The 17,759-nt window shown below is 42.6% G+C and carries 15 protein-coding genes; 8 read left to right on the top strand and 7 right to left on the bottom strand.

Features of this window, described 5'->3' with window-relative positions; translation table 11 throughout:
• The 5 genes from SANK73390_RS10280 to SANK73390_RS10260 form a co-directional block, all read right to left on the bottom strand.
• The coding region (locus SANK73390_RS10280; protein WP_462765964.1) for a vWA domain-containing protein at positions 1–1,422 on the bottom strand (1,422 nt) is incomplete at its 3' end.
• A gap of 1 nt (position 1,423) precedes the next feature.
• Positions 1,424–2,413 carry a vWA domain-containing protein gene (locus tag SANK73390_RS10275; protein ID WP_462765963.1) on the bottom strand — a complete coding sequence of 330 codons (990 nt, stop codon included), beginning with the start codon at positions 2,411–2,413 and terminating at the stop codon, positions 1,424–1,426.
• Positions 2,406–2,840, bottom strand: a complete 435-nt coding sequence (locus tag SANK73390_RS10270; RefSeq protein WP_462765962.1) for a DUF4381 domain-containing protein — start codon at positions 2,838–2,840, stop codon at positions 2,406–2,408. The genes SANK73390_RS10275 and SANK73390_RS10270 overlap by 8 nt, the downstream gene beginning before the upstream one ends.
• A gap of 11 nt (positions 2,841–2,851) precedes the next feature.
• A complete protein-coding gene (locus tag SANK73390_RS10265) occupies positions 2,852–3,814 on the bottom strand; it encodes a DUF58 domain-containing protein (RefSeq protein ID WP_462765961.1) in 963 nt (320 codons plus the stop codon).
• Positions 3,814–4,770: an AAA family ATPase gene (locus tag SANK73390_RS10260; RefSeq protein ID WP_462765960.1), complete on the bottom strand. Its 957-nt coding sequence runs from the start codon at positions 4,768–4,770 to the stop codon at positions 3,814–3,816. The genes SANK73390_RS10265 and SANK73390_RS10260 overlap by 1 nt, the downstream gene beginning before the upstream one ends.
• Before the next feature lie 281 nt (positions 4,771–5,051).
• Between SANK73390_RS10260 and fadI the strand changes: the two genes are divergently transcribed.
• From fadI to SANK73390_RS10235, 5 genes are all read left to right on the top strand, one after another.
• Positions 5,052–6,362: an acetyl-CoA C-acyltransferase FadI gene (gene fadI, locus SANK73390_RS10255; RefSeq protein WP_462765959.1), complete on the top strand. Its 1,311-nt coding sequence runs from the start codon at positions 5,052–5,054 to the stop codon at positions 6,360–6,362.
• The gene (gene fadJ / locus SANK73390_RS10250; protein WP_462765958.1) at positions 6,362–8,530 is read left to right on the top strand and encodes a fatty acid oxidation complex subunit alpha FadJ; all 2,169 of its coding nucleotides are present in this window, start codon (positions 6,362–6,364) and stop codon (positions 8,528–8,530) included. Before fadI ends, fadJ begins: the two co-directional genes overlap by 1 nt.
• Positions 8,531–8,693: 163 nt before the next feature.
• Entirely contained in the window at positions 8,694–9,236 is a 543-nt protein-coding gene (locus tag SANK73390_RS10245; RefSeq protein WP_462765957.1) for an elongation factor P hydroxylase, read from the top strand.
• Positions 9,237–10,364 (top strand): ATP-NAD kinase family protein, encoded by a 1,128-nt coding sequence (locus SANK73390_RS10240; protein ID WP_462765956.1) that lies wholly within the window; start codon positions 9,237–9,239, stop codon positions 10,362–10,364.
• 9 nt (positions 10,365–10,373) lie between these two features.
• On the top strand, positions 10,374–10,652 hold the full coding sequence (locus SANK73390_RS10235) for a YfcL family protein (protein ID WP_462765955.1): 279 nt from the start codon (positions 10,374–10,376) through the stop codon (positions 10,650–10,652).
• A 217-nt stretch (positions 10,653–10,869) separates the two neighbouring features.
• Here SANK73390_RS10235 and SANK73390_RS10230 read toward each other — a convergent pair whose 3' ends face one another.
• Positions 10,870–12,036: an NRAMP family divalent metal transporter gene (locus SANK73390_RS10230; RefSeq protein ID WP_462765954.1), complete on the bottom strand. Its 1,167-nt coding sequence runs from the start codon at positions 12,034–12,036 to the stop codon at positions 10,870–10,872.
• Positions 12,037–12,202: 166 nt separating this feature from the next.
• Positions 12,203–13,054, bottom strand: coding sequence for an HDOD domain-containing protein (locus tag SANK73390_RS10225; RefSeq protein WP_261593349.1), 852 nt, complete (start codon positions 13,052–13,054; stop codon positions 12,203–12,205).
• A gap of 161 nt (positions 13,055–13,215) precedes the next feature.
• Between SANK73390_RS10225 and SANK73390_RS10220 the strand changes: the two genes are divergently transcribed.
• From SANK73390_RS10220 to SANK73390_RS10210, 3 genes are all read left to right on the top strand, one after another.
• Positions 13,216–14,769, top strand: a complete 1,554-nt coding sequence (locus SANK73390_RS10220; RefSeq protein ID WP_462765953.1) for an AbgT family transporter — start codon at positions 13,216–13,218, stop codon at positions 14,767–14,769.
• Between the two features lie 82 nt (positions 14,770–14,851).
• The gene (locus SANK73390_RS10215) at positions 14,852–15,286 is read left to right on the top strand and encodes a GNAT family N-acetyltransferase (RefSeq protein WP_462765952.1); all 435 of its coding nucleotides are present in this window, start codon (positions 14,852–14,854) and stop codon (positions 15,284–15,286) included.
• A gap of 114 nt (positions 15,287–15,400) precedes the next feature.
• The gene (locus tag SANK73390_RS10210; RefSeq protein WP_261625762.1) at positions 15,401–17,737 is read left to right on the top strand and encodes a methyl-accepting chemotaxis protein; all 2,337 of its coding nucleotides are present in this window, start codon (positions 15,401–15,403) and stop codon (positions 17,735–17,737) included.
• Positions 17,738–17,759: the final 22 nt, after the last annotated feature.

The following is a 17,759-nucleotide window of genomic DNA, read 5'->3' as shown; positions in this document are numbered from 1 at the left end:
CTGCTGGTCACCTTGTTGCTGCTGGTCACCTTGTTGCTGCTGGTCACCTTGTTGCTTTTGGTCATCTTGTTGTTGCTTAAGCTGCTCAATGAGTGCTTTGTTTTGCGCAGCTTGGTCCATATCAGGGTTAAGAGCTAATGCTTTATCGTAAGCGGCTATCGCTTCTTCTAGGTTGCCTTGTTGCGCTAAGGCATTACCATAGTTGTATTGGCCAACTGCTGAGGTGGTATTTTTTAAAACTTCAGCTGCTTGCTTATAATTACCTTGCTTATACAGCGCGGCTCCTTTGAGTGTTGAATTATTGGCCTGTGCAGCTTGCGAAAACTCTTCGCTTTGGTATGCACCCAGTGCGTTTTGGTTAGTATTTTTAAACCAGCTTTGCCAATCTGCTGCTATGGCTTGCTCTGTCGGTTGCATCACAAAAATAACAGCCACCAAGGTCAAGCCTGCACGGCGCATTAATACTAATGCCAACGGCAGTAAAATCAGTAAACCATATTGGCCTGCGTCTATGCGCCAAAGGGCTTCACTTTGTTTCGATTGGTTTAGTTCAAGCGCATTATGAGTGTTTAATTTGGGAGTAAAAGCGGCTATGTCTTTGCCACTTGGGTTGTAGCGAACAAGCTGACCACGATGTCTCTTTACTAGGCCATCTAAGCGAGCAAAATTAATTTTGGGTACTACGATTTGCCCGGAGCGGTCTTTCAAAAAGCCGCCTTCAGGTAGAGCAATAGGCGCGCCTTGCTCAGTACCAACGCCATAAATACTCAAAGTGTAATTTTTGCCTTTGAGTTCAGCGTTAATATCATCAACATCTGCTTGGTCTAGTCCATCGGTTATTAAAATAATATCGCCTTGCGTGTATCCGGCTTGCTTGAGTAATGCAATTGACTCGCTAATACCCGCAAGCACATTTGAGCCTTTGCTTGGCATGATCTCAGGGCTCAAGCTTGGCAGTAGGTTTGCTAAGGTGGCGGCATCACTGGTCAATGGCGATACGGTAAAAGCATCACCAGCGTAGGCCACAAGAGCGGTTTCACCTTCTTTGAACAACTCAAGCATATCTAGCGCTTTAAAGCGCCCTTGGGTTAAACGGTTTGGGGTAATGTCGGTTGAGTACATGGAATACGACATGTCCATTAACAACACGCGGGCTTGCTTTGTTTGATAAACAGGCACTTGCTGCTTTTCAAAACTTGGTCCTGCTATACAAAGAATACTCAATAGTAAAAACAAACTGATGAGTATTGGGCTGTGCTGTTTGCGTTGTGATTTACTTTCACTGAGCATCACACTGGCTAAATGGGGGGCAATTAACTCACTACGTGTATGCTTTGCACGCTTTAAAAACTGTGCCGATGAAACCGCCAACCAAGGCACAAGTAGCCACAATAATTCGGGGCGAATAAACATAAATTCCATGCTAATTCTCCTGTTTTAAGCCACGTAGGACTTTTAATAAAATTGTGAGTGTTATTAGTGCTAGCACGCCCAACAGCGGCCAATAAAATAACGCCAGTTGTGGGCGAAATGTTTGCGCATCATCAGAAATGGGTTCCAATGCATCAAGTTCTTGATAAATTTGCTGCAAACCTGCCACATCTTTGGCTCTAAAGTACAACCCACCAGTTTGCTCTGCGATGTGCTTTAGTGTTGTTTCATCAATGCTACTTCCACCGCCTACACCACCCATTCCAAATAGGCTAAAGCCGCTGCGGCCATCCGACCCAACTCCGACGGTATATACTTTAATACCTTCATCTTTGGCCAACAGCAGGGCATCTTCAGGGTCAAGATTACCGGCTGTATTTTGCCCATCAGTGAGTAAAATTAAAATACGGTTACTTTGTTGCTTTTGGCTAAAACGTTTTACTGACAACCCCAGTGCGTCACCAATGGCAGTGGCACGACCGACTAAGCCAATCTGTGCTTCGCTGAGCATTTGGCTTACCGTATTTAAGTCACGTGTTAGCGGAGTTTGTAAAAAGGCTGTATCGCCAAACAAAATGAGTCCTAATCGGTCGCCTTGACGCTGTTCAATAAATTCACTCAATACAGCTTTTACAACCGATAATCTATCAATCAAGCGACCTTGATATTCCATATCTTGTTCAGTCATCGAACCTGAAAGGTCAACAGCCAACATAATGTCGCGACCTTCATTAGGTAAGGCAACTGGGTCGTCTAACCATTTTGGGTTAGCAGCAGCGATAACTAACAGCAACCAAATTAATCCTTCTTGCCAGTGAACTGTTCGATTTTGTTGCACTGCTTTTGGGGCAAGTGCAGCGAGGCTGGCAAAACTAGGCATACGCAAACGTGCCGACGCGCTGTGTTGTACGGGTTTTATTTTGGCAATGAGCCAAGGCAGCGGCAGCAGTAAAAAGGCCCAAGGCCAACTAAACTCAAACATTGATGGCCTCTTTTAATTTAAAGTGCTTAATTGCGACATGTAGCTTATGAGCTAGCTCATTGTTGGGCTTGGGGCTGTATAAACTATCTAGTTCTTGCGCATAAAATGTTTGCCCACATAGCTGGGTTAAGCGGCTAGCCCATAGCTGGTTAGAGCCAGCGACCGCGCGCGTGCCATAATAATGTTTGGTCAGTCGTTTGAGTAAAATATGTAACTGTTGGGCATCGTTTTGAAGGGCAAAACTATGTTTGATGGCTTCTCGCTTTGCACGCTTAAAACGCCACGCTTTGAAGCGCCAAACAAACAGGGTTATAACAATAATCAAAGACAGTAATATTACGCCCCACATGGCGATTGATAATGGCCACCATGATACCTCACTTGGTGGCATAACGTCTTGTAATGCATCTAATGGCGAAGCTTGCATAACTACTACTCTTACCTCGTAAGCTGTGTTTCTAAGGGAATTGCCGCACTAAATGATTGCATTGTCATACCTGCGCGTTTTAATCGTGCTAAACGCTTTGAAAAAGCAGTCGCAGCCTGCTGAGCAAATTTGGCCCGAAACTGTTTATCCATTAATGGTAAAGTCCAAGCACTATCGCCCGCCTCAATAGTTATGGCTTCTCGATAGGCAGGTAACGCATGCTCGAATGGGTCACTCACTTGGCAGCCAATAATTTCGCAATGACGCGCAAGGCGCTCTAATTGCTTAAAACTGGCGTCACTTAAGTGCGTGAAGTCAGAGATCACATAAACTAAGCTGCCGGGCTTGGCTAAATGCGTTAAGCGTTTTAGGTTATCAGCAAAACGGTTTTCTACTAGTTGTTCATCTAGGCTTTGATCTTTATTGAGCAAGGCTTGCTGATGAATATCGCATAGTTGGTGACACAGTGCTAATACACCTTTGTCGCGCGCTGTGGGTTTTAGTTCATGATGGCCGTGTTCGTTAAACACAATACCACCGAGTCTATCACCACGCTGACAAGCAGACCATGCCACTAATGCACTTAAGTGGGCTGCTTGCACTGACTTTAGCAATAACTTACTGCCAAACAGCATACTATTTGATAAATCAGTAAAAACAAATACTGGGCGTTCTTTTTCTTCTTGATAGAGCTTGGTATGTGCTTCGCCAGTACGTGCAGTAACGCGCCAATCGATGGCGCGTATATCATCACCATACTGATATTGCCGTACCTCGGCAAATTCCATACCTCGGCCTTTATGTGGCGCTAAATATTGTCCTGCTTGCGCGCTTTTAACACGCGAGCGAGGTTTTAGCGACAGCAAGCTGGCTTTGGGCTTGTAATAAAGTAACTCTTTTAAGCCCAATTGTGCGCCATTGCTATGGCATTGCTCTAACCATGCTTGGGTTGATAACTGGGTCGATTGCATCATTATGGCACTGGTACTAATTCTACAATACGACTAATTACATCATCTTTGCTGATGCCATCGGCTTGTGCCTCGTAGCTCAGAATAATACGGTGACGCAATACATCATGAATAACTGCTTGTATATCTTCAGGGGTGACGAACTCACGTTCGTGCAGCCATGCGTGGGCACGCGCGCATTTATCAAGCGCAATAGTGGCCCGTGGACTTGCGCCAAACTCAATCCAAGATGCAAGTGTATCATCGAGCTTGGTTGCTTCTCGGGTCGCAATAATCAATTGCACAAGGTATTGTTCAAGTGGTTCAGCAAGATGCAGTGAGAGCACACTCTTACGTGCAGCAAATAAAGTGTCTTGGCTAATCGGCTTAAAGCTCACCGCTTCTTGTTCAAGGGCTTCACCTCGGGTTAAGCGTAAAATAGCCAGTTCGTTTTCTGCTTGCGGGTAGTCGATATTAAGGTGTAGCAAAAAGCGGTCAAGTTGCGCCTCAGGTAACGGGTAAGTCCCTTCTTGTTCGAGTGGATTCTGTGTTGCCATAACCATAAATAAATCAGACAGTGGATAAGTGTTTTTACCGACCGTAATTTGTCGCTCTGCCATGGCTTCTAATAATGCAGACTGCACTTTAGCCGGGGCGCGATTTATTTCGTCTGCTAAAATCAGATTATGAAACAGAGGGCCTTTTTCAAACACAAATTCACTGGTTTGCTGACGATAAATGTCAGTACCCGTTACATCTGCAGGTAGCAGGTCAGGCGTGAATTGTACCCGTTGAAAGCTGCCTTCGATTCCTTTGGCCAGCGCATTGACTGCACGAGTTTTGGCAAGACCCGGTGGGCCTTCAACTAATAAGTGGCCATCAGCCAGTATAGCAATAAGTAAAGCCTGAGTGAGAGCCGGTTGACCAATAATTTGTGTATCTAGATAGCGTTTTAATTGTGAAAATTCATTTACTGCCATTGCTTTGTCCTTGTTGTGACAAAATTTTGCTCTAAGTTATATGGATTCTTTGTCTGATCTCAAGTCTAGATTGACATTTTAGCGTCATATTAGACATTAGTTTTTTGAATAGTTCCCCAGTTTTTTCAATAACTTTTGCTACTGTATAAAAAAAAGACTAGGGTAAGTATGGTTTGCTTCTTTTGTAACCAATTTTGATTTAACTATTGGCATTATGGAAGCGGTTGTTTAGAATCAGGTAAAATTTAACAGGTCAGACCTGTCAGCGGGAGAGCATATTAATGTCTGAGCAAAACATTCTAAAAACAACAAAAGGCGACCGTATCGCGATTGTAAGCGGTTTACGTACTCCTTTCGCAAAGCAAGCGACGGCGTTTCATCATGTACCAGCACTGGATTTAGGTAAGCTGGTTGTGAATGAAATGCTTGAGCGTTTGAATTTCGATAAAAAAGAAATAGACCAACTCGTATTTGGTCAAGTGGTACAAATGCCTGAGGCACCAAATATTGCGCGTGAAATTGTATTGGGAACCGGTATGCCAGCATCTGTGGATGCTTATTCGGTATCACGTGCTTGTGCAACGAGTTTTCAAGCCATCGCTAACGTTGCTGAGTCTATCATCGCAGGCTCGGCAACGGTCGGTATTGCTGGTGGCGCTGATTCTTCATCAGTATTGCCAATTGGTGTGAGTAAAAAGCTCGCAGGTAGCTTGGTTGATTTAAGCAAAGCTCGCACACTGGGCCAGCGGTTAAAAATATTCTCTAAATTACGCCTTAAAGATTTAATGCCAGTACCACCAGCTGTAGCTGAGTACTCAACAGGGTTATCAATGGGTCAAACCGCTGAGCAAATGGCAAAAACTCATGGTATTAGTCGAGCAGATCAAGATGCCATGGCGCATCGTTCGCACTCTTTAGCTGCTAAAGCGTGGGCTGATGGCTTATTAAATGAAGAAGTGATGACGGCGCATGTGCCTCCTTATAAATCATTTATTGAGCAAGACAACAACATACGTACCAATTCTTCACTTGAAGGGTATGCGAAGTTGAAGCCCGTGTTTGATAGGGCACATGGCTCAGTCACAGCTGCTAATGCTACGCCGTTAACGGATGGTGCCGCTGCAGTGCTAATGATGAGCGAAAGTAAAGCCAAAGCATTAGGATATGACATTTTAGGTTATGTACGCAGCTTTGCATTTTCAGCCATTGATGTGCATGAAGACATGCTTATGGGGCCAGCGCATTCTACGCCAATCGCATTAGATAGAGCGGGTATTACTTTACAAGATTTAGATTTAATTGAAATGCATGAAGCATTTGCAGCACAAGCACTGGCCAATATGAAGATGTTTGGCTCAGATAAGTTTGCTCAAGAAAAACTAGGCCGCTCGAAAGCAGTCGGCGAAATTGATATGGATAAATTTAACGTTAATGGCGGCTCATTAGCATATGGACACCCATTTGCAGCAACAGGCGCGCGTTTAATTACGCAAAGCTTGCATGAGTTAAAACGCCGTGGCGGCGGCTTAGCGCTAACAACTGCCTGTGCGGCGGGCGGTTTAGGTGCGGCCTTTGTATTGGAGAGCGCGTAATGTCAGTATTTAGTTATGAATTGAACGAAAGAAGAGTGGCTATCGTGACCATCGATGTGCCGGGTGAAAAAATGAATACCCTGCGCGATAGTTTTGCCGATGACTTGCTAGCGGTGTTAAAGCAGGGTCGTGATGACAACATTACCGGTATGGTGTTTATCAGTGGTAAAAGCGATAACTTTATCGCCGGTGCTGATATTAATATGCTAGATGGTGCAAAAACGCGTGAAGATGCATTAGCGATATCTGAGCTGTGTCATCAGGCATTCTTTACTTTGAAAAAGCAGCCTTATCCAACGGTGGCTGCTATTCATGGTGCGGCCTTAGGCGGCGGTTTAGAGTTTGCACTTGCGTGTGATTATCGTGTTTGTACAGATAGCGATATTACTAAACTTGGCTTACCTGAAGTTCAGCTTGGTTTATTACCCGGCGGTGGCGGTACGCAACGCTTACCAAAGCTGGTGGGTATTCAAAAAGCATTAGAGTGGATGCTGACGGGTAAACAAGTACGAGCAAAGCAAGCTAAAAAAGCAGGGCTTGTAAATGATTGTGTGCCACACAGCATTTTAGAGCAAGTAGCAGCGCAGATGGCAACCAAAGGCAAGGCTAAAGTCAGCAAGCCACGTTTAGATAGAATCAGTCAGTTACTAGAGTCAAACCCGTTTGGTCGCAATATTATTTTTAAAAAAGCACAAGATAACGTGCTTAAGAAAACCGGTGGTCACTATCCAGCGCCACTTAACATTATTAAAGCGGTGCGCGCGTCAGTAGAGCTAGATGAGCTTAAAGCTTATAAAACGGAAGCCGAAGGCTTTGCTGATTTAGTGATGACAGACGTATCAAAAGCGCTACGTGGTATTTTCTTTGCCACCACGCAAATGAAAAAAGAGTACAAAAATGATGATGTTGCTGCCATTGAACGCACCGCAGTATTAGGCGGTGGATTAATGGGGGCGGGCATTGCGCATGTGAGTGCCGTAAAAGCGGGTGCGTTAGTGCGTATTAAAGATGTTGCGCATCAAGGCGTTAATAATGCCATGAACTACAGCTACAAGATTTTATCAAAGCGTGAAAAGCGCCGTATCATGAGTAAAGCTCAGCTGCAACAAGCCATGAATCGTATTACAGGTTGTACAGACTATTCAGCTTTTAAGCATGTTGATATGGTCATTGAAGCGGTATTTGAAGATTTAAAACTCAAGCAAAGCATGGTGGCAGATATTGAGAAAAATTGTCAACAAAACACCATTTTTGCAAGTAATACCTCTTCGTTACCGATTGGACAAATTGCTGAGCAAGCAAAACGTCCTGAAAATGTCATTGGCTTGCATTATTTCTCACCAGTAGAAAAAATGCCGTTGGTAGAGATCATTCCACATGATGGCACGTCAGAGCAAACTGTTGCACGTACGGTAAACTTTGCGCGTAAGCAAGGTAAAACACCAATCGTGGTAAAAGACAAAGCCGGTTTTTATGTTAACCGTATTTTAGCGCCTTACGTCAACGAAGCTGCAAACCTATTATTAGCCGGTGAACCAATTGAAAAAATTGACCAAGCGTTGGTTGAATTTGGCTTCCCAGTAGGCCCATTGGCTTTGTTGGATGAAGTAGGGATTGATATTGGCTCTAAAATTGCGCCAATTCTAGAAAAAGAGCTGGGCGAGCGTTTTAAAGCGCCGAATGCGTTTGACCGCTTAATTGATGCAAAGCGCCTAGGTCGTAAAACTGGCCGTGGTTTTTACTCTTACGAGAAAAAGGGTAAAAAAGTGGACGAGTCAGTGTATGAGCTGTTGGGTATCACCACCAGTCCGCGCTTGAATAAGCAAGAAATTGCCAGTCGTTGTGTGGCACAAATGCTTAACGAAGCGGCACGTTGTTTAGATGAAGGCATTATTGCCAATGCTCGCGATGGTGATATTGGCGCAATATTCGGCATTGGCTTCCCACCGTTCTTAGGCGGGCCATTCAGTTATATGGATAAGCGTGGTATGAGTAAAGTATGTTCTGAGTTATCAACGTATGCGACGGATAATCCCGTATTTACGCCAGCCGAGAGTTTAATGAATATGGCGGAAAAAGGGGCTAAATTCTATGACACGCCTAAGGCTGAGCTAAGCGAAGTAGCGAAGGAAGAAGCGCCAAAAGCTGAGCAAACTGAGACACCATAAAGCAAAAAGTGTGTTTAGAATTGCATTGTAATGAGCGCACCGTTTGGTGCGTTTTTTTATCTAGGCTATGAACATGCGCTATTAGTACAACGCATTTTTACTTCTTTGGCAAAAGTACGTACAATCTGCGGCCATTAAGTAACATATGGCCTGTTTGTAGTTCATGCACAACACTTGTGACCTTATTGACATCTTTAATCAACAATTCTTTGCGGACCATAACACGCGTCTTGTAAAGGGAAATGATGAACCCATTTACCAGCCTGCGAACGCGGATTGTGCTTATCATCAAGTGGTATTTGCTCATGGCTTTTATGCCAGTGCGCTGCATGAAATAGCACATTGGCTTGTGGCAGGTAAAAGACGACGCGCACTTGAAGACTATGGCTATTGGTATTGCCCTGACGGGCGAGATAAAGCCAAACAACATGAATTTGAAGCTGTAGAGGTGAAGCCTCAAGCCATTGAGTGGGCGTTAAGTGTTGCCGCAGGGTTTGATTTTAATGTATCTATTGATAATTTAAATGGCGAACAAACCTGTCGATTTAACTTTCAAAAGCGCGTATATGAGCAAGTAATGCAGTTACTTGAAAATGGCTTTAATCAGCGTACTACACAGCTATTACGAGCGCTGAGTGAGCTTTATAATACCCCATGGCCGTTATCAAAAACGCAATTTATCTGGCATTGTCCAAAGGAGCTTTAGATGCAGTTTAAACTTGGTTTAATCATTAACCCTGTTGCAGGGCTGGGCGGCAGTGTAGCGTTAAAAGGCAGTGATGGGGAACACACTGCAGAACAAGCACTTGCGCTTGGGGCAACACCCAAAGCCAATGCAAGAACGAGATTAGCACTTGAGCAATTATTAGCATATCAAAGCCAAATAGATATATTTACAGTGAATGGCGAAATGGGCGAAAATACTGCCAAAGCACTGGGGTTTAATACGCAGGTTGTTTATCAAAGTGCACAACCTACAAGAGCACAAGACACAGAAGCAGCTGCTAGAGAACTGCTTGAACACAATGTTGATATGATTCTATTTGCAGGTGGAGATGGCACTGCTCGTAATATTTGCGCGGCAGTGGATGACAGCATACCAGTGCTTGGAGTACCTGCTGGATGCAAAATTCACTCTGGTGTTTATGCTATAACGCCCAAAGCAGCGGGCCGAGTAGTTGAAATGCTGGTGACAGGTGAGCTTGTGACGTTATCTGATGCAGACGTCATGGATATTGATGAAGCAGCATTTCGCCAAGGTACTGTGCGCGCTAAACGCTATGGTGAAATGCAAGTGCCTTGTGAGTTGCGTTATGTGCAAAGTGTAAAAAATGGCGGCAAAGAAACGAATGAGTTAGTACTTGCTGATATTGCTGCTTACGTTATCAGTGAAATGGATGAGCAGACCCAATACATTATGGGTTCTGGCTCAACCGTGGCTGCAATTATGGAAGAGCTAGGGTTAGAGAATACCTTATTGGGGGTTGATTTGATCCAAGATCAAGCGTTGCTTGAGCAGGATATGACTGCCCAGCAGCTACTATTGTGCCTGAACGAGGTGCCGACAAAATTAGTGATCACGTTAATTGGTGGTCAAGGGCATATATTTGGCCGTGGCAACCAGCAACTGAGCCCTGAACTGATAAAAAAAATCGGTAAAGAAAATATTATTGTGGTTGCAACCAAAACTAAGCTACAAGCACTTAATGGTCGCCCATTAATTGCTGATACAGGCGATGAGCAGTTAGATAAGGCGCTAAGCGGTTACATTAATGTGGTGACTGGCTACAACGACCATATTATGTATGCACTTGGGCACCCAGATTTAAATTAGGAGACAGTTATGTCATTTCAAGAATATATAGATGCTGCGCAGCATTTTTTCGATACTTTAGTTGAGCGAGCGTCAGATGACGAGCTATTTGCTGGTGGTTATTTACGAGGTCACTTTGATTTAGCGGTGGGTTACGCACAAGTTTCAGGTGAAGAAATAAGCGCGCAAGAGCTCAACGAGCATGTTGAAAAAAGTTTAGTAAAAGCTTATCGAAGTGGTGAGCTTAATGAAGATGATAAAGCCCATGTTGTGGAAATTTGGGAGCAGGTAAAAGCATTAAAGACTTAATTGACTAGAGCTTTGAAACTGTGCTTATTCCCGTTACAGGGAAGTTATACCAATTGTAGATCATTCTAGGAGTTAAATGACTCATTAACTGCGTTAAAAATTACTTATGTAGAATAATTACATACTGAAATTTTTGTCTGGTTACTAAGCCATTTATCTGTTCAATATCTGATCATCTATTTAGTACAATTGGTATAACAGTCACAACACCTTATTTTTAAAACCGCCAATACAAAAACAGCAGAGTAAAACCAAACAGGTAGGTTAGGCCAAGCCAACTTAATATTCTTATAAAACCTTGTGGTTGTGCGTTTATTACCTGCATTAATCTATAATTAAACCAAGCAAAAATTGGGGTTGTAACAAATGCTAATGTCATAGCAAAGGTTAACATCTCTTTTAAATTAGCTTTAAAAAACAATACCACACTCATTCCCATGATAGCCTGTAATAATATCAGGGCTGACAAAGTATATTTGGGCATTGATTTTAGTGTTAATCGCAAAGATTCATTGAGCGTTCGCGCATACCCATCAAGCACGGTTAGCGTAGTGCCAAACATGCATAAAAAGGCAATGGCAGCAACTAAAGAGTGAGACCATGGTCCGATGGTATGTGTATACATGCTGATAAGCTGTTGACTAAAAGCAATTCCCGCCAGCTCTATTTTTGTGTTACTGCCATATTGAATGAGTACGCCAAGAGAAAAGAATACCACAGCAAGCACAACAGTCAGTCCATAGCCTAAGTTGAAGTCAAACAAACCTTGTTTAAGGCTAAGTGCAGATGTGCGAGCTTTGGCCTTGAGCCATAAAGAATTAATCGCAGATATTTCTATCGGCGCAGGCATCCAGCCCATCAAGATGACTAAAAACCCTAACATAGCCAGTTGGAATGGCTCAGGTGGGTTTATTGGTGGTGGGTTTGCAGCGCCTTGTGCAATGGCAATACAAAGAGCCGCCACAGTTGAGAAGGTAAGTGTTGCCATTATCCACTTGCTAGCACGGTCTAGCATTTTGTAATGCCCGAACAATAAAATGGTTAAGCATAGTGCTAATATTGCAAAGCACAGCACGGTAATATCGACTTTCCAAGGTAGAGCATAATGCAGTAAACTGGCTGTGAGTAACAAAACTCCTGCAGTATTTACAATTGCCGCAATGATATTGAGCAATACAAAAGTTGTAAATACGCTGATACCTTGTTGTTTATACCCTGCAACTAAGCTTTGTTTGCTCAATAGAGTGTATTGAACGGCAAATCGAAAAAAGGGGTATTTAAGTAAGTTAACCGCGACGATAAGCCATAACAACTGCCAACCAAATATCGCACCAGCTTGCGTAGCAGCAACCAGGTGAGATCCGCCAATTGCGGCTGTAGCCATTAAAATACCTGGCCCTAATGTTGCTCCAAATGTATTAAGTTTGTTCTTTAACGCCAACAACACAAGTATTCCTTTATATTTTTTATGTCATAGTAGCGTTAACATGCTTAAAACCAAATAAAAACTTACATCAATAACGGCTTCATACAAAGTCAAAGGCAGTCATTTAACCAAATCGCTCTTGAAAGTAATCTTGGGTATCTTCAACAATGTCTTGATAATCATCTTCATCAATTTCTAGCACATTGAGTACATCATTTTTTACATATGGCCAATCATGAGTAGCAATAAAGCGTTTTTGAGAGTGTACTAAGTTTTCTGCCATTTTTAGCGTTGCATAACTTAGTAATGACTCTTGGTCGTGCTGCTCCTGTAAAAACTCGGTATCGTGATGGCGTAAAATCAGTTTGCAAATGGGTTTGGGTAAGTGCCAGCTAGAGGCTAAATAAAAACCTACAACTGTATGATTAGTATTATATGCCTTTCCTTCAAGGGCAATTAAAGGTGAACTATTGTTGTTTGCTTCGCTTATTACATTCACATAATCTGGGTATTTTGCCGCCATCGCGACAATACCAGCATCATGAAATAAGCCAAGCATATGTAAGTTTTCTGACGGCACTTTAGATTTTATTCTTTTGCTAATTAATGTTGATACAGCCGCTATTTCAGTTGAAGTGTCCCAAAACCGCTCTAGGCTAATGCAGCAGGTTGTTTGGTCGAATGCTTGTTGCAATAAACAGCTGGTAACGAGCTGTGTGATGCTATCTAAACCTAAAAACATCACCGCTTGCTTAATGTCAGTAACGGTACGCGACATGCCATATGTTGGCGAGTTGATCACTTTTAAAACGGCTGCAGAGGTAGACAAGTCTGTAGCAATGAGCTGGGCAATATGATTTAGCTCAGGTTCAGGTTGATCAATTGCACTTTGCAACTTTTCTAACAGCTCTGGCTTTGGTGGGAGGTTAAAGCCACTTTTAATGTCTTTGATTACATTATCGTCGATATTGATCATATTTATCTCCTTCAGCACGGCATAAAGATAAGCATAGACCAAATGAGAAAGATGTATTGAATCGACTATGTTAAATTAGTGTATATACAGTTCAACTGATTTATTGCGGTTATGGCTAGATTTAAGGTAAAGTTAGCTGAATTTTTTACTAAGGAACAAATATGGACTCACAAGCGAATAGTGATGTAAATAATGGCGCAGTGGCTCGTTTTTTAAACTTTATCGAACGGGTAGGCAATAAATTACCAGACCCAGCGATGATTTTTCTATTTTCAATGTTATTGATTTGGGTATTGTCTTGGATTTTTTCAAGTACTCAGTTTGAGTCGATAGACCCAAGAACAGGTCAAGCGATTGTGGTGCATAACTTATTAAGTGGTGATGCATTAGCGGGCTTTTTAGCATCTATGGTTAAAACGTTTACAGGCTTTGCACCACTAGGGGTGGTGCTAGTAGCCATGTTAGGTGTTGGTGTTGCTGAGCATTCTGGCTATATTAATGCTGGGCTAAAGCTCATGCTCAAGCGTACGCCACAATCTTTACTTACACCTTCTATTATTTTGGTCGCTATTGTTAGCCACACTGCAACCGATGCAGGCTACGTGCTTGTTATTCCAATTGCGGGGGTTATTTACTATGCAATGGGACGTCACCCATTGGCCGGTATTGCAGCGGCGTTTGCGGGCGTAAGTGGCGGGTTTAGTGCAAACTTTATTCCTTCAGGTATTGACCCATTACTGCAAAGTTTTACGCAAAGTGCAGCACACATCATAGACCCTCAAATGTCTATAAATCCATTGAACAATTGGTTTTTCACATCGGCCTCTAGTGTATTTATTGTTCTGTTAGGTTGGTATATAACAGATAAAATTATCGAACCACGCTTGAAAAATACGCCAGTAGATGGTGATACCGAAAGCTTACCTGAGTTTCATGAAGTGACAAACAACGAGCGCAAAGCGTTTTATGCGGCCTCGAGTGTAATGATAGCAGGCATTGCTTTGCTTGCTTATGCTGCCAGTGGTGAAGATTCAGCTCTGCGAAGCTCATCAGGTTCATTGACTGATTTTAGCGCGCCTTTAATGCAGTCAATTGTGCCTTTGATTTTTCTGCTATTTTGGATACCAGGTATGGTGTTTGGCTTTATGGTTGGCACATTTAAGTCTTCAAAAGATATGATTGATGCTATGAGTAAATCAATGGGTAGCATGGCATATTATATTGTGATGGCGTTTTTCTGTGCGTTATTTATTGCTGCATTTAGTCAATCTAATTTAGGTGCGCTGTTGGCAATAGAAGGTGCAGAGGTACTTAAATCACTCGCTCTACCTAGTGGTATTACGGTAGTGGGCATTATTTTCTTAACGGCTTTTGTTAATTTATTTGTTGGTTCGAGTTCGGCAAAATGGGCATTATTAGGACCGATTTTTGTGCCGATGTTAATGCAGCTAGGGATCTCTCCAGATTTAAGCCAAGCGGCTTATCGGGTAGGTGATTCAAGCTCAAACATTATTACCCCACTTATGCCATATTTTCCTTTAGTGGTGGTGTACTGCCAGAAATATGTTAAGGGCACGGGGATTGGTACTTTAATTGCGATAATGCTTCCTTATTCAATTGCCTTTTTAATAGGGTGGAGCTTATTTTTACTTGCCTATTGGGGTTTAGGTATTCCACTTGGTTTACAATCTAGTTATGAATATCTAGGTATGTAAAAAGCGCAATAATTAACTCGTTTTAGCTCCTTAGCAGTGGTATGTTTTGATTACAAATCTATACCATTGCAAGGAGCTAATTGTGCATTACCTTACTTCCAACACGTCTGAAATTCTGCAATATTTTGATACTATTCACTATCATATCAGCCATTCCTATTGGGCTGAGCATATTCCCAAAGAAACCTTACATAAAGGCATTGAAAACAGTGTTAATTTTGCCGTAATTGATAAGCAACTTGGTTTACAAGCATTTGCTCGGGTGATTACCGATAGGGCCACTTTTGGTTATTTGGCAGATGTGTTTGTAGTGCCAGGCTATCGAGGCCAAGGTTTAAGTAAGCAACTTATGGAAGCTGTGCAATCACATGCTGAGCTACAAGGGTTGCGTCGATTTATGCTTGCTACCAAAGATGCACATAAGTTGTATGAGCAATTTGGCTTTCAAGCTGTTACAGACCCAAAGCCGTTCATGCAAATTGTTGCTGTTGACATGTATGCAAACACGATTAGCTAAGTGCTTTGTATTATGTTGTTCATAATCTAACTGTATAAATTAAGTGCTTTTTTTATAATCTCCGCTAGATTTTATAGTGTGTAGAGTTTTTTGCATTAAATTAAGGATGGTAGTGTGCGTATAAAAAGTAAAATTGTATTAAATGTAGCAGCGATAGTTGCAGCCGCGGTGATTATATCGGCGGGGCTGCTAACAGTATTAGCGCAGTCAGAAGCGCACATGGCATTACATGAGCAGTTACAGAACCGTTTGGTGAGTGCCAGAGACGCGAAAAAAGAGCAAGTAACGGATTATTTTGACATGATGCAACAGCAGCTTAAAACACTGGCATCTTCCATTATGACGATTCGTGCCACAAATGCGTTTCAAGACGGGTTTGTGCAGTATCAAAAGCAGTTTTCACATACCGCTGGGTCGCAAATAGATTCAGCACTGGGTGAGTTCTATCAACAACAGTTTGGTGCAACCTACCGTGCTCTAAATGATAATAAAAACATTGATACTCAACAACTACTTACTGAATTATCGCCCAATGCTCGGGCAATGCAATACACTTATATTGCGAACAACCGCCACCCTCTCGGTAGTAAAAGTGAGTTATTTGATGCCCAAGATGGCTCCGATTATGCGCAGGCACATATCAAGTATCATGCTTCTTACAAGCAATTGTTAGAAGCATTTGGTTACTATGATATTTTTATTGTTGATGCGCAAAGCGCGAATGTAATTTATTCTGTATTTAAGGAACTCGATTTTGCGACATCTTTACAAAGCGGTCCTTACAGTGATTCTGGCATAGGTCTGGCGTTTAAGGCGGCCATGCAATCGGGTAAGGGTGAAGTGTCATTAATCGATTTTAAACCATACACACCCTCTTACGAAGCCCCAGCAGCATTTTTGTCTACGCCAATTTTTGAACAAGATAAGCGAATAGGTGTTTTGATATTTCAAGCGCCAGTAGATAATATAAACAACATAATGAACTATGATCAGCAATGGCAGCAGCGCGGTTTAGGTGCCACAGGGGAAACTTTTTTAATCGGTGAAGATCGCCTAATGCGCTCGCAAAGTCGGTTGTTTTTAGAAAATAAACCTCAGTATTTGGCGATGCTTGAGCAGCAAGGTGTACCTAACAAAGTCATTAGCCAAATTGATGCCAAAGACTCTACGTTAGGGCTGGCTGCGGTTGCCACTACGGCGGTAGAAAAAGCATTGCTTGGGGAGGTTGGCTTTTTACAAGGTAATAACTATTTAAATGACGCCGTAGTGTCAGCGTACGCACCCATCGAGTTGCTGGGGTTACAGTGGGCCATTGTCAGCGAAATTAGTACCCGTGAAGGGTTTGCAGACAGCGACAAATTAATTGGCACCATGCTCAGTGCTGCGGTTGCATTAAGTGTTGTTTTGATACTGATTGGGCTCGTTATAGCATGGTTTTTAGGGGGCTACCTTGCAAAACCAGTATTAGCGATTAATGACTTTGTGATGCAAGTTGCAAATACGCTGGATTTATCGCAGCGGGCCAATTTACGCTTTAATAAAGCCGATAATGATGAAATTGCGCAAGTGGGCCATTCGTTAAATGTAATGATGAAAAGCATTAACGAGGCAATGTGTGAAGTGGCAGACTCATCTACCAATTTAGACCGCTCAGTGACGGCATTACGCAAAAACTTTAATCGGGTTGCCAGTCAATCTTCTGAGCAATCAAGCATGACTTTACAGTTATCAGCGGCGATTGAGCAGATGGCTCACTCATCTGAGTCCTTAGCGCAATCGGCTGAAAATTCTAATAGTGCAACACACACTGCTGTTGAACAAGTTGCTCAGGGTAAAGCGAATGTTGAAGAGAATGTAAAAAATAATAATCAGCTTAAAAACATTATTACAGCCACATCGAACGAGGTTGATAAAGTGGCGCAGGATAGCGCTGATATAGGCTCAGTACTGGAGGTAATTAAGGGAATTGCAGAACAAACTAATTTGCTAGCTCTTAACGCTGCTATTGAGGCTGCGCGTGCGGGTGAACAAGGTCGTGGTTTTGCTGTAGTAGCTGATGAAGTTCGTGCCTTGGCGCAAAAAACTCAAGACTCCACAACTGAAATTCACAATATTATTGAGGCGTTGCAAGGGGGGTCAAAGAAAACAGTGAGTTCAATGCAAAGAGCATTATCGAGTGTTGATCAAACGTTTAGCACAACTGAGCATGTAACGCGTTCGTTTGAACATATTAATGAGCAAGTGTTAGCGATTGAGAGCTATAACTCTGAGGTAGCAACGTCAACATCGGAGCAAAGTTCGGTAGCCAAAGATATGGCACATCAAGTATCAAGTATTAGTGATTTAGCTGGACATAACAGCGAAAGTATCCAAACTGCATCAGGATGTTGTGATGAAGTTGAGTTAGAGTACCATCGTTTGCAAGCTTTGGTAGGGCGTTTTAAGCTCTAGACATAGGGTGTTTCGACTAGAG

The sequence above is a fragment of the Pseudoalteromonas sp. SANK 73390 genome, assembly GCF_054966645.1.
This window is presented reverse-complemented; position numbering and strand designations above follow the sequence as displayed.